The sequence below is a fragment of the Microbacterium aurantiacum genome (assembly GCF_031625015.1).
Lineage (GTDB): Bacteria > Actinomycetota > Actinomycetes > Actinomycetales > Microbacteriaceae > Microbacterium > Microbacterium aurantiacum.
In genome coordinates, this window is record NZ_JAHWXH010000001.1 from 1395418 (window position 1) to 1408730 (window position 13313).

General features: G+C 71.2%; 10 protein-coding genes. 1 reads left to right on the plus strand and 9 read right to left on the minus strand.

Translation table 11 applies throughout. The features are described from left to right. Window positions 1–112: 112 nt before the first annotated feature. Complete coding sequence (locus tag KZC50_RS06490) at window positions 113–976, plus strand: AraC family transcriptional regulator (RefSeq protein ID WP_310891070.1); 864 nt, start codon at window positions 113–115, stop codon at window positions 974–976. A gap of 206 nt (window positions 977–1182) precedes the next feature. Here KZC50_RS06490 and KZC50_RS06495 read toward each other — a convergent pair whose 3' ends face one another. From KZC50_RS06495 to KZC50_RS06535, 9 genes are all read right to left on the minus strand, one after another. Continuing rightward, window positions 1183–2076, minus strand: coding sequence for a sugar phosphate isomerase/epimerase family protein (locus tag KZC50_RS06495; protein ID WP_310891071.1), 894 nt, complete (start codon window positions 2074–2076; stop codon window positions 1183–1185). Continuing rightward, a complete protein-coding gene (locus KZC50_RS06500) occupies window positions 2073–3275 on the minus strand; it encodes a DUF993 family protein (protein WP_310891072.1) in 1203 nt (400 codons plus the stop codon). The genes KZC50_RS06495 and KZC50_RS06500 overlap by 4 nt, the downstream gene beginning before the upstream one ends. A gap of 3 nt (window positions 3276–3278) precedes the next feature. Next, a complete protein-coding gene (locus KZC50_RS06505) occupies window positions 3279–4499 on the minus strand; it encodes a Gfo/Idh/MocA family protein (RefSeq protein WP_197272944.1) in 1221 nt (406 codons plus the stop codon). 136 nt (window positions 4500–4635) lie between these two features. Then, the gene (locus tag KZC50_RS06510) at window positions 4636–6942 is read right to left on the minus strand and encodes a beta-galactosidase (protein WP_310891073.1); all 2307 of its coding nucleotides are present in this window, start codon (window positions 6940–6942) and stop codon (window positions 4636–4638) included. Continuing rightward, entirely contained in the window at window positions 6939–8453 is a 1515-nt protein-coding gene (gene arfA / locus KZC50_RS06515; RefSeq protein WP_310891074.1) for an arabinosylfuranosidase ArfA, read from the minus strand. The genes KZC50_RS06510 and arfA overlap by 4 nt, the downstream gene beginning before the upstream one ends. Window positions 8454–8515: 62 nt before the next feature. Next, window positions 8516–10603, minus strand: coding sequence for a beta-galactosidase (locus KZC50_RS06520; protein WP_310891075.1), 2088 nt, complete (start codon window positions 10601–10603; stop codon window positions 8516–8518). A 59-nt stretch (window positions 10604–10662) separates the two neighbouring features. Continuing rightward, window positions 10663–11331: a hypothetical protein gene (locus KZC50_RS06525; RefSeq protein WP_310891076.1), complete on the minus strand. Its 669-nt coding sequence runs from the start codon at window positions 11329–11331 to the stop codon at window positions 10663–10665. A gap of 2 nt (window positions 11332–11333) precedes the next feature. Continuing rightward, complete coding sequence (locus KZC50_RS06530; protein ID WP_301135447.1) at window positions 11334–12269, minus strand: carbohydrate ABC transporter permease; 936 nt, start codon at window positions 12267–12269, stop codon at window positions 11334–11336. After that, entirely contained in the window at window positions 12266–13261 is a 996-nt protein-coding gene (locus tag KZC50_RS06535) for a carbohydrate ABC transporter permease (protein ID WP_310891077.1), read from the minus strand. Before KZC50_RS06535 ends, KZC50_RS06530 begins: the two co-directional genes overlap by 4 nt. Window positions 13262–13313 lie beyond the last annotated feature (52 nt).

Consider the following 13313-nt stretch of genomic DNA (forward strand, 5'->3'; position numbering starts at 1 on the left):
GACGTCGCGCGCGGGACCATGGGTGATCGTGCCCCAGGCCTGGACGATCCGCTGATCGTGAGAGGGCTCCGGAGGGTGTGGACGCGCTGTCGCCGCGTGGGAGGATGCCGCCATGGAACGCGCCGACGGCTTCGACCATCAACGGCTCGTCGTCGTGCCGCGGCCGCTCGTCGATGCGGCGCTCGCGCGCGGGGTGACGCGGCGGATCCTCGTCACCGACGCCGGGTACTTCCCCCAGGCGGATCAGCACGGGCGGCGTCGTGAAACAGGCGCGGCCGAGACCATCATCATCGTGTGCGTCGGCGGCGCGGGGTGGCTGGAGATCGGGGGATCCCGCGTGCGGGTCGGGCCGGGCGGCGCGATCGTCCTCCCCGCCGGAACTCCTCATGCGTATGGAGCGAGCGCGGACGATCCCTGGACGATCTGGTGGGCGCATGTGCGAGGACGCGATGTCGACGAGCTGGTGGAGACCTGCGGCATCCGTCCCGATGCGCCCCTGTTGTCGCTGCGGTCGCTCGACCGCGTCACGGCTCTCCTCGATGAGATCGTCACGTCGTTCGAGCGCGACATGACCCCCGCGCGGCTCGTCGCGACGAGCGGAATGGCGTGGCGCCTGATGACCCAGCTCGCCGTCGACCGGCTGCTGCCCGAGGACGGCACGCCGGTCGAGCGCGCGATGCGGTATCTCGAGGAGCGCGTCGACGGGCACGTGCAGGTCGGCGAACTCGCCGCGCTCGTGGGCGTGTCGCCGTCGCACCTCGCGGCGCTGTTCCGGCAGGCGACGGGTGGGGGCGTCGTCGCTCACCACCTGTCGCTGAAGATGGCGCGCGCCCGGCGACTGCTCGACACGACGGATCTGACCGTCGCCGAGGTCGCGCGGCAGGTGGGCATGGACGACCCGTTCTACTTCTCCCGCCAGTTCCGCAAGATCCACGGGACGAGCCCGACCGCCTACCGCGCCCACCGCAAGGGCTGAGCCCCCGCCCGCCCGCCCACCAGGCGCCACCGAGCAAGACCGCCGTTCGCTTGTCGCGTGTTGCGGGTCGCAGGGCGCGACACCCGCGAGAGGCGACAAGTCAGAGAGGGTGGCGCGCGATTCAGTGGCGCCTTTGCGCGGGTGCCGCCCGCGCGAACCCGCGCGACGGCGCCACCGAACGCGCGACCCGAGTGAACGGGAAGGGGTCAGGGGGTCCGGAGGTGCGGGGCGACGGCGGAGCCGAAGGATGCCGCGGTCTCGCGCGCGATGGTCGCGGCGGGACGCGACCAGATGTCGGCGTTGAAGATCTCGACCTCGACGTCGCGGTCGTACCCGGTGTCCTCGACCGCGCTGGTGAGGGACGCGAAGTCGATCACTCCGTCGCCCGGGTAGTGGCGGCTGAGGAGCACGTCCGCGGGCAGCGGCGTCTTCCAGTCGCACACCTGGTACGTGGCGATCCGGCCCTCGCGGCCCGCGCGCGCGATCTGCGGGAGGACGTCCGGATCCCACCAGATGTGGAACGTGTCGACCGTCACGCCGACGACCGACGGTTCGAAGTCCGCGGCGATGTCGAGCGCCTGGCCGAGCGTCGAGACGACGCACCGGTCGGACGCATACATCGGGTGCAGCGGCTCGATCGCGAGCTGCACCCCGGCCTCGGCGGCGTACGGGGCGAGCTCGCCGATCGCGTCGCGCACCCGGGCGCGCGCTCCGATGAGGTCGCGCGACCCGTCCGGCAGCGCCCCGGCGACGAGCACGAGCACCGCGACGGAGCCGTCGGCCCCCGCGGCGGCGAGGGTCGCGGCCTCCTCGATCGCGCGGCGGTTGTCGTCAATGGCGGCGCGGCGCGCGGGACCCTCGGGCATCGTGAAGAAGCCCGAGCGGCAGTGGGTCGACACCCGCAGCCCCGAGTCGGCGACCATCGACGCGGCGACGTCGAGCCCGACCTCCTGCACCGGCTCGCGCCACAGCCCGATCGCCGGCACCCCGGCATCCGTCGTCGCCCGCAGCGCTTCGGCGAGGGAGGCGTGCTTGATCGTCCCCTGATTGATCGACAGGCGCGAAGTCCCCGAAACTCCGGCGACGGATGCCGCGCTCACGCGTCGACCCCGTTCACGCGCAGCATCCCGTGCCAGCGGTCCGCCGCGAGCTCGGGGTCCTCCAGGGCGCCGCAGCCGGCGGCGAGCTCCACGATGCGGGAGAGGTGCGGAAGGCTCCGCGCGGAGTGCAGGCCCCCGACCATCTGGAACGCGACCTGATGTCCGTTCAGCCACGACAGGAACGCGACCCCGGTCTTGTAGTAGAAGGTCGGCGCGGCGAAGATCTGCCGGCTGAGCTCCTCCGTTGGCCCGAGGATTGCGAGGTAGCGGTCGGGGTCGTCGGCGTCGAGCGCCTGGATCGCGGCGGAGGCGGAGGGAGCGAGCGCCGCGAACGCGCCGAGCAGCGCGTCGGAGTGCTGGTGCCGCGCCCCCGCGTCGCGGGGCGGTTGTGCCGCGTCCGGCACCGAGGCTCCGCCGATGAGGCCGACGTAGTTGAAGTCGTCACCGGTGAACATGCGCACACCCTCGGGCAGGCGCTCGCGCACCGACACCTCGGACGCGGCATCGAGGAGGCTCATCTTCACCCCGGCGACCTTGTCGACATTCTCCTCGATGATCTCGAGCAGGACAGCGGATGCCGCACGCCAGTCGCTGGAGCCGAAGTACCCCTCGAGGGTCGGGTCGAAGGCGGTGCCGAGCCAGTGCAGCACGACCGGACCGGATGCCGCCTGCAGTACCTCGCGGTAGACGCGACGGTAGTCCTCGGCGGACTCCGCCGCACGCGCGAGGTGGCGCGATGCCATGAGGACCGGCCCCGCCCCCTGCTCCTCGGTGAAGGCCAGCTGGGAGAGGAAGGCGTCGGTCACGGCGCGGAGCGAGATGCGCTCCTCCTCGACGTGGTCGGTGTTGACCCCGACGACGACCCGGCCGCCGCTCTCGCGGGCGACCTCGGCCGACCGGGCGATGAGCTCGCGCGTCGCGGCGGCGTCGAGACCCATGTTCCGCTGGGCGGTGTCCATCGCGTCCGCGACGCCGAGACCCCACCCGTACACCGCACGGCGGAAGTCGAGCGTGGCGTCCCAGTCGATGTCGGCGGGCTGGCCCGGGGTGTTGTCGCCCGCGACCCGCGGCACCACGTGCGCGGCGGCGTAGGCCACGCGCGAGCGGAGCGGCGCCGTCGGCCGGGTGTAGGCCGGCGCGTCGGGCAGGGCGACGCGCGAGAGCGCGCCGTCGGGGGCGAGGAGGGTGAGGCCGCCCACGGGTCAGTCCAGGCTCAGTGCGGTCAGCTCGACCTTGCGGCCCTCGCGGCTCGAGCGGAGTCCCGCCTCGGCCAGCAGCACGCCGCGCGCGCCGGAGAGGAGATCGAACTCGTACTCGGTGCCGAGGGCGTACGAGAGGAGGAACTCCTCCCACTGCTGCTTGAACCCGTTCTGGAAGACGTCGTTGGTGGGCACCTCGGCCCAATCGGCGTCGTAGTCGTGGTCGTCGGCGAGGTCGGGGTTCCACACCGGCTTCGGGGTGGCGTTCCGGTGCTGGATCTTCGCGCCGAAGAGTCCGACCACGGCCGAGCCGTGCGTGCCGTCGACGTGGAACTCCACGAGCTCGTCGCGGTTGACGCGCACCGTCCAGGAGGAGTTGATCTGCGCGACGATGGGCTCGCCCGCCGCGTTGCCGTCGATCTCGAAGATCCCGTAGGCGGCATCCTCTGCGGTGGCGGTGTAGTGCTCGCCGTTCTCGTCCCAGCGGTCGGCGATGTGCACGGATGCCTGGGCATAGACGCTCTTGACCTCACCGAAGAGGTTCTCCAGCACGTAGTTCCAGTGCGGGAACATGTCGACGATGATCCCGCCGCCGTCTTCGGCGCGGTAGTTCCAGCTCGGGCGCTGCGCGGGCTGCCAGTCGCCCTCGAACACCCAGTATCCGAACTCGCCGCGGACCGACAGGATGCGGCCGAAGAATCCGGAATCGATGAGCCGCTTCAGCTTCTGCAGGCCGGGGAGGTAGAGCTTGTCGTGGACGACGCCGGTCTTCACGCCGGCGGCGGCGGCGAGCTTCGCGAGCTCCAGCGCCTCGTCGGCGGTCTCGGCGGTCGGCTTCTCGGTGTAGATCGTCTTGCCCGCGGCGATTGCCTTGCGGAGGGCCGACGAGCGGGCCTTCGTCACGAGGAAGTCGGCGTAGATCTCCCAGCGCGGGTCGGCGAGGGCGGCGTCGAGGTCGGTGGTGTAGTCCTCGATGCCGTGCCGGGCGGCGAGCTCGGCGAGCTTGGCCTCGCTGCGTCCCACCAGGAGCGGCTTCACGGTCAGACGCGTGCCGTCGGGCAGCAGGATGCCGCCGGCGTCGCGGATCGCGAGGATCGAGCGGACCAGGTGCTGGCGGTACCCCATTCGGCCCGAGACGCCGTTCATGATGATGCCGACCTCGCGGACGGCGGGGCGGTCGACGGATGCCGGGGTGACGGCGGGGGCGAGGGCGGTGTCGCTCACGGTGGCCTTCTTTCTGCGGGTGTGACCCGCCGAGGCGGGGAACCGATCCGAGAGGAGCGGTAAACGCTTTCCAACTTATTCCAGTGTGCCACGGCGGATCCTCGATCCGCAAGCGCTTTCCCGGTGGGCGGGAGTGTCAGCGCCCTCCGGCGGCGTCCTTTTCGACCCCGCGCCCGGGAGTGGCGACGCGGGCTCCGTCCAGCGCGCACAGCGCGGACCCTCCGTCATCCGCCGCGCTCGCGAGTCGCTGCGCCGCCGCGGCGGGGAGGTGGATGCCGGCATCCGTCCGCAGCGGCAGGATCCACAGCTGCAGGTCGATGTCGGGACTGATGCGGAGGTCGTCGAGGTCGACGACGAACGGCGAGGCGTCCCAGAACCGGTCCGCGACGATGCGCCCGTCGGCGCGGAGCTGGGCGACGTCTCCCGCCCAGTCGATCCGCAGGGTCGCGTCTCGTCCGACGGTGGCGGGGAGGTGCAGGCGATGCACCGCGGCGTGGGCATTGATGACCGTGCGGTCGGGGGCGGTGTGCCGCCCGTCGCGGGCGCCGTAGCCCCCGGCATCCGGCGTCATCCCCGCGCGGATCTGCTCCGAGATCACCGTCGCCGTGCATCCGCTCACCGGGGTCTCCCACGTCCGGCGACGCCAGCGGCGGCCCTCGGGCAGGTACTCGAGGACGTCAGGCGTCGGCGCCTCGGTCCGCACCGACACGGTGCCGGCAGGATCCCAGGTCAGTTCGTCGCGCGAGAGGAGAAGGCGTCGTCGTCCCGTCGCGGCGTCGACCACCCACAGATCGGCGGCGAGGCGCGCGGGCACGACCAGGATGTCGAGCGCCCCCTCGGTGCCGGCCACGCGCACCGGGTCGAGGCCCGGACGCAGGGTCCGGACGGTGCCGTCGATCTCGGCCCGAACCTCGATCCCCGCGTCCTCGCGGAGCACGAGCGTGGGCACGGCGCGCATACCCGCGTCTTCTTCGGCCACGCCGTCGAGGACGGTGACGAGCGACGCGGACGCCCACGCGACCTCCACCCCGCCGAGCGCCAGCCCGAGCGGCCAGCACGCGAGGGTGCCGGCCGGAATGGTCACCGCACGGTCGGGTACCTCCCACGTCCGCTCGTCGGTCTCGACGCGGAAACGGATGCCGGGGAGGTCGTCGAGGGGCTCGTACGGCTGCTGCCACCCGACGAAGAGGAACCCGCGGGTCCCGTCGCTGCGGATCGCCCATCGAGGCGTCGTGCGGTCGCGCACGCCCGCGGGTGCGACGTCCGGGAACGTCGTCGGCATCGTCGCGAGGTCGGAGCCGAACGCCTCGATCACGGCGTGCTGGAGGCGCAGCGCCGCGTGCGACGGCGCGACGCGGCCGGCCTCGCCGATCGGGGCGTGGAAGTCGTAGCTCAGATCCGGCAGGTCGTTGGGGTACCCGGTCGCCTGGCTCTCTGCCGTCCCGAGGACCGGATTGGCGCCGCCGGCGTACATGTACAGCCCCTGCCAGGCCGATCCGCTGCCGAGCTTCGCGTGCGCGACGGCGGCGATGTCGGGCGCCGCCGGGCGCGGGCGGCGGTGGTAGGCGGTCGCCATGCCGCCGCCGACCTCGCACGTGGCACGGGGGAAGAGCTCGGATGCCGAGGAGGCGGCGGCGACCTCGGCGGCGCGCAGGTCCGCGCCGATCCCGGGATCGTCCCAGCGGTCGGAGAAGAAGAAATGCGCGCGGAAGGTGTCGTCCCACGGCTGGTCGGGGTCCACCCAGAAGCCGTCTCCGTACCCGCCCCACAGCGGCACGACCTCACCCTCCGGTAGCTGCGCCGACCCCCATGCGGTCGCCGTCCACAGGGGCGCCGAGAGCCCGGCATCCCGGGCCAGGCGCTTGAGCGTGACGAGATGGTCGGGTTGATCGTAGAGCTCGTTGTCGAGCTGGATGCCGAGGACGTTCTCGGGGTGCGCGCGTCCGTCGAGCGCCGCCCCCAGCGCGCCGAACCACTCCCGCACCACCGCGAGATAGGCGGGGTCGTCGGTGCGGTGCCGGACGGGGAGGGCCTGGACCCAGTCGGGGAACCCGCCGTTGCGGAGCTCGCCGTGCGCCCAGGGGCCGATCCGCAGGACGAGCTCGAGGCCCTCGGCGCGGACGGTGTCGACGAACGCCGCGATGTCGAGCTCGCCATGGAAGTCGGCCGGTCCCGGCTCGGGCTGATGGTGGATCCACGGGACGTAGGTCGACACGACGTCGATGCCGCCCGCCCGCATGAGGCGGATCCGTTCGGTCCAGCGTGCCCGGGGCACCCGTGTGTAGTGCAGCTCGCCCGACACGGGGAGCCACGGCCGACCGTCGCGGAGGAGGGCGGCACTCGTGACCTCGAGTCCCGGCCGGATGTCGATGTCGTTCCCCATCGCGGGGCGCCGCACGGGCGCGGTGTCGCGGCGCACCCGCGCCCGTGCGGCGGCGTTCACGCCGAGCCCAGCCGGATCGCCGCCCACGACACCGGCGGCAGCGCGACGGTGAGTTCGGCATCCGTCACCCGGGCGTCCGCCCGCCGGATGCCGACGCGATCGGTGTCCTCGAGCGTGTTGGCCGCGGCCAGGTCGTCCTCGTGGAGGAGGTGCGCCTCGACGACGGCGAGACCGGCGGCGCCGAGCGGGGACAGATCCACCCGCACAGTCGCGGCGTCGCTCACGGAGCGGTTCACGAGGAACAGCGTCGCGCCGTCGTTGTCGATCGTCGCGACGGCGTTGACCGCCGCGACGTCGCCGAATCGGGCGCTCGGCACGGTACCGGCGGTGACCGGCACGCGCACCGCGCGTCCCTGCGCCAGGCGCGACGTGAGCGAGAACGGGAAGAAGGTCGTCTGCCGCCAAGTCGGGCCGCCCGGCTCGGTCATGATCGGCGCGATCACGTTGACCAGCTGCGCGAGGGATGCCGAGCGCACGCGGTCGGCGTGCTGGAGGAGGGTGATCATGAGGTCGCCGAACACGACGGCATCCAGAGCGCTGTAGGAGTCCTCGAGCTGGCGCGGCGCGATCGGCCATTCGTCGGCACCGTACTGCTTCTGCTGAGCCTCCCAGCGATCGAGATACCAGACGTTCCACTCGTCGAACGAGATCATGATCCGCTTGTCGCTGCCGCGCTCGGCGGCGACGTGGTCGGCGGTCGCGACGACCGAGGCGATGAAGCGGGCCATGTCCTCGCCGGAGGTCAGGAACTCCTGCGCGTCGCCGTCGCGCTCCTGGTAGTAGGCGTGGCACGAGATGAAGTCGACGTCGTCGAAGGTGTGCTGCAGCACCTCGCGCTCCCACGAGCCGAAGGTCGGCATCGTCCGCCCGGACGACCCGCACGCGACGAGTTCGATCGACGGATCGAGCTGGCGCATCGCCTTGGCGGTCCGCGAGGCGAGCTTGCCGTAATCCTCTGCGTTCCGGTGCCCGAGCTGCCAGGGTCCGTCCATCTCGTTGCCGAGGCACCACATCTTCACCGCGAAGGGCTCGGGGTGGCCGTTGGCCGCGCGACGCTCGGTCCACGCGGTCGGGACGATGGTGTTGGCGTACTCGAGGAGGTCGAGGGCCTCGGCGGTGCCGCGCGTGCCGAGGTTCACCGCGAGCATCAGGTCGCTGCCGACCGCGTCGAGCCACTGCTGGAACTCGTGCAGTCCGATCCGGTTGGTCTCGGTGGCGTGCCAGGCGAGGTCCAGGCGCCGCGGCCGTTCGTCGACCGGACCGATGCCGTCTTCCCAGCGGTACCCCGAGACGAAGTTCCCGCCGGGGTAGCGGATGGTGCTGACGCCGAGCTCGCGGACGAGGTCGATGACGTCCTGGCGGAACCCGTTCTCGTCGGCGGTGGGGTGGCCGGGCTCGAAGATGCCGTCGTAGATGTGGCGTCCGAGATGCTCGACGAACCCGCCGAAGATGCGGCGATCGATCGGGGCGATCTCCAGGTAGGGGTCCAGGCGCGCGGTGGTGTCAGACATGTCACTGCCTCTCTGCGGTGTGCGGGGGGATTATGTTGCGGAAATCGCGTTATCCGCCACCCTCAGGCTACGGGTACCGCGAGCCCTTCCGCAGGTGCGATCGCCTGCTCCGTCTCAGGGCGGGTGACCGCGACACGAATGAAGGCCACCTGCTGCGGGTCCAGCTCCAGGTGATCGACGGCCGCGCCGGTTTCGGCGTCGGTGCCTTCGATGTCGACCGACACGGGGGCGTCGGTGTGGTTGATGACGGTCACGAGGTCGCCGCGGCGGGCGGCCTCCACCCCGGCGGGGAGATTCTCCACGACCGGACGGATACCGGCTCCCGCCACGACCGCGGCGACGATCGCGTCGATGCCCGCAGCGTCCGGGTGGGTCGCGACGTACCAGGCCTCACCCGCGCCGTGCCGGTGCCGGGTGAGGGCGGGGCCACCCTCGGCGAGCCCGTCGGCGAAGCGCGCGAGCACGTCGGCGCCGCGCGCGTGGATGTGCTCGGCGACGAGACCCCCGTCGAAGACGACGTCGCCGTAGCGGACGCCGACGCGGGCGGCATCCGTCGCCGTATCCGGCGCGATCGTCGTGAGGGCACCGACGCCCATGCCGCCGACGCCGCGAGCGGGGAGGGCGCCGAAGTCCTCGAAGCGGATGCCGAACACGTCGCCGAGCCGGGTGAGGAACCCGCCGGGGAGGAATTGGTCGTGGGCGTCGACGATGTCGGTGAAGGGACCGCCGAGGAGCGTTCCGCCGGTCTCGACGAAGCGCACCAGAGCCGCGGCGCCCTCGTCGCGGAGGAGGTAGAGCGCCGGGGCGAGGACGAGGTCGACGCGCTCGCCGGCCGCCTCCTCGGGCGCGATGATGTCGACCTGGATACCGCGCGCGTGGAGCGCGCCGTACCAGTCGAGGCACATCGCGAGGTAGTCCAGCAGCACCGGGTGGTCGCGTTCTTCGACCGCCCACCAGTTCTCCCAGTCGAAAACGAGACCGACGCGCGCATCGGTACCGGGTGCAGGCGCGGGGAGGATCGGGAGGGCGGCGAGGCGCGCGCCGAGCTCCGTGACGGCGTCCCACGTGCGGGTCTCGGTCCCGGCATGGGGCAGCATCGCGGAGTGGAACTTCTCGCTCCCCGCGCGGGACTGGCGCCACTGGAAGAACATGATCCCGTCGGCTCCGCGCCCGACCGACTGCGCGGTCTCGGCCATGAGCATGCCGGGTGACTTCCCGGGGTTGGCGGGGCGCCAGTTGACGGCATCCGTCGCCTGCTCCCACAGCAGCCACGGCACGTCGGGCTTGAGGGAGCGGACCAGGTCGCGTTGGAACGCGGCGTCGCGCACACGGTGAGGGTTCGCCGGGTCCGGGTAGCAGTCGTCGGCGATGACGTCCATGTGCGGTGCCCACCGGCGGTAGTCCGCGGGCTTGAACGGGCCCATGAAGTTCGTCGTGATCGGCTGCGTGGCCCCGGCCTCCTGCAGGATGCGGCGCTCGGCGAGGTAGCACTCCAGCAGCATGTCGCTGGTGAACCGTCGCCAGTCGAGCGTCGACGACGGGTTATGGCTGTAGGGCGCGAGGCGCGGCGGGAAGATCTCGTCGAACGATCCGTAGCGCTGCGACCAGAAGCTCGTGCCCCACGCCTCGTTGAGCGCGGCGATGCTCGTGTACTTCTCGCGCAGCCAGACGCGGTAGGCGTCGCGGGCGGCATCCGAGAAGTCCATCGGCAGGTGGCATCCGAACTCGTTGCCGACGTGCCACATCACCACCGCGGGGTGGTGGACGTAGCGCTCCGCGAGGCGGCGAACGAGCTCCCCCGCCAGACGGCGGTAGACGGGGGAGGACGGGGCGAAGTGCTGACGGCTCCCGGGCCAGTAAGACGCGCCGCTCTGATCGGCGGGAAGGGTCTCGGGGTAGGTCGCACTCACCCACGGCGGCGGCGAGGCGGTGGCAGTGGCGAGGTTCACCCGGATGCCGCCGGCGTGCAGGGTGTCGATGACGGTGTCGAGCCAACCGAAGTCCCACACGTCCTCGGCGGGTTGGATGCGCGACCACGCGAAGATGCCGAGGCTGACGATGTTGACCCCCGCCTCCTGCATGAGACGGACGTCTTCGGCCCACACCTCCTCGGGCCACTGATCCGGGTTGTAGTCGGCGCCGTAGAACACGTCGGGGACTCCTGTCGTGGGAAGAAGGAAGCGGAGGGGTGGAGCGGGCGCGCGACGCGTCAGCCGCGTCGGCGCGGGCGCACGGGGACGGCCATCGCCGCCAGTGCGGTGCACCCGAGGGCGGCGATGAGCAGCGGGAGAAGCACCCACGTGACGACGACCGCGAAGACGACGGTCGCGAGCAGGTAAGCGGTGCCCGCGGGGTCGGCGGCCAGGGCGCGGGGGGTCGCGCGGATCGCCGCGCGCCAGCCGGTCTCCGGCGTCCACAGCATCGCCGACGTCAGGACGACGAGGGCCGTTGCGGCCAGACCCGCCCAGCCGACGGCCTCGATGACGGGGCCGCCGGGAAGGAAGCCGCTCCGGGCGAGGTCGATGTCGAGCAGCAGCACGAGGGTCGCCACCACCGCGATCAGCCCGACGACGAGCCCGCCGGGGAGGGCACGGCGGAGGTCGCGGAAGAACGTCCGCACGTGCGACTCCTCCGCGGCGGCGAACCGCCGGAGATGACGGATGCCTGCCGCCAGCGCCGCGGGCAGCGTCACGAGCGGCAGCGAGACCACGGTGATGAGGAGCCCGACGATCAGCACCTCGCCGAAGAGGGCGAACCGCGCCCCGGCGCCGGGGTTCCGTGCGATCTCGTGCCCTTCGGGCGTGGGGCCGGCGCCGGAGAGCGCCTCGCGCTTCGCCGCGCGCTCCTCGGCGCGGACCGACATCCGGGGGCGGGCCACGATCAGCCCTTCAGGCCCTGGGTCGCGACGCCGTCGACGAGGAAGCGCTGGAAGACGATGAAGAACAGCAGCACCGGGACGAGGGCGATGAAGCTCGCGGTCACGGTCGCGCCGTAATCGCTCGTCGACGTCTGGTCGTTCCACAGGCGCAGCGCGATCGGCAGCGGGTAGTTGTCGGGGCTCGTCAGGTAGATGAGCGGGCCGAGGAAGTCGTTCCAGCTCCAGATGAACGCGAAGATCGCGCACGTGATGAGGGCGGGGCGGATGAGCGGCACGATGATGGCCCAGAAGATCCGGATGTGCCCGGCCCCGTCGATGCGGGCCGCCTCGTCCATGTCGCGCGGCATCTGGCGCATGAACTGCACCAGGAGGAAGACGAAGAACGCCTCCGTCGCGAGGAACTTCGGCAAGACGAGCGGCCAGAAGGTGTCGATCATCCCGAGCGAATTGAACAGCAGGTACTGCGGGATGATCACGACGTGGAACGGCAGGAGCAGCGTGCCGATCATCGCGGCGAAGAGGATGCCGAGACCCTTGAACTGGATACGGGCGAACGCGTACGCGGCGAGCGCAGAGGACAGGACCGTCCCGATGACCGCGAGGACGGCGAGGATCAGGGAGTTCAGGAAGAACCGCGACATCGGGATGCCGGCGATGCCCTGCATCACCGTGAGGTAGTTCTGCACCGTCGGGTTATCGGGCAGGAGCCCCGGGTTCTGCCCGAACTCGGCGTTCGGCTTGAACGTCGCGAAGAGCAGCCAGACGAGCGGATAGAGCACGACCGCGGTGATCACACCGAGGACGATGAACCACACCACCGTCTGCCACGTCTTGCGCTTCACGCGGCGACGGGCGGGGGGCGGCGTGACGGAGGTGTTCTCGAGGTCCTGCTGCTCGAGGACCTGGACGGCGGGTTCGCCGAAGGATGCGGAGCTCATCGGTTGTCTCCCGAGTAGTGGACCCAATTCTTCTGGGTGCGGAACAGGATGAAGGCGATGATCGCGACGACCACCAGCAATGCCCACGCGATGGCGGCGGCGTAGCCGTACTGGCCGTCCGAGAATCCGCGCTTGTACAGGTAGAGGGTGATGAAGTTCGTCATGCCGGCGGGGCCGCCGGTGCCGTTGGAGATGATGTACGCCGACGCGAAGACCTGGAAGGCACCGATGAGGCCGAGCAGCAGGTTGAAGAAGATGACGGGCGAGAGCATCGGCAGGGTCACTGCGCGGAAGCGGTGCCAGGGGCCGGCGCCATCCATCTCAGCGGCTTCGTAGAGCTCCTTCGGCACCTGCTTGAGGCCGGCGAGGAAGATGACCATCGTGGCGCCGAACTGCCAGACCGCCAGGATGATCATGGCGGGGAGGACGAGGGAGGGGTTGCCGATCCACGACCCGAGATTGATGCCGAAGAAGCTCAGGAAGCCGTCGACCGGGCCGTCTCCCGAGAACATCGCCCGCCACACGATCGCGACCGAGACAGAAGCGCCGATGAGCGACGGGGCGTAGAACGCCGAGCGGAAGAACGCCGCTCCCCGGTCGCGATAGTTCAGGAGCATGGCGACCGCGAGGGCCGCGACGAGCATGATCGGGGTGCCGACAAGCACGTAGACCAGGGTGATCCATGCGGACTGGATGAACTGTGGGTCGTTGGTGAAGAGGCGGACGTAGTTGTCCAGCCCGATCCAGCTCGGCGGCTGGAAGATCGTGTACCGCGTGAACGACAGGTACAGCGAGTAGATCATCGGGACGATCGTCAGCCCGAAGAAACCCAAGAGCCATGGCACGAGGAAGCCGTACCCGGCGAGCGTCTCCTTGCGCTGGCGGCTGCGTTGGCCCGGCCGCACGGCGGGGCCCTCCGGTCGCTGTCGGGGGCTCAGCGACCGTCGCGAGGTCTTCCCGGTGACGATGACCCTCGTCGTTGTCGTACTCACGGATGCTCCTGGTCTGAAGGGGGCGGAAGCGTGCGGGGGCCCGGACGGTGTG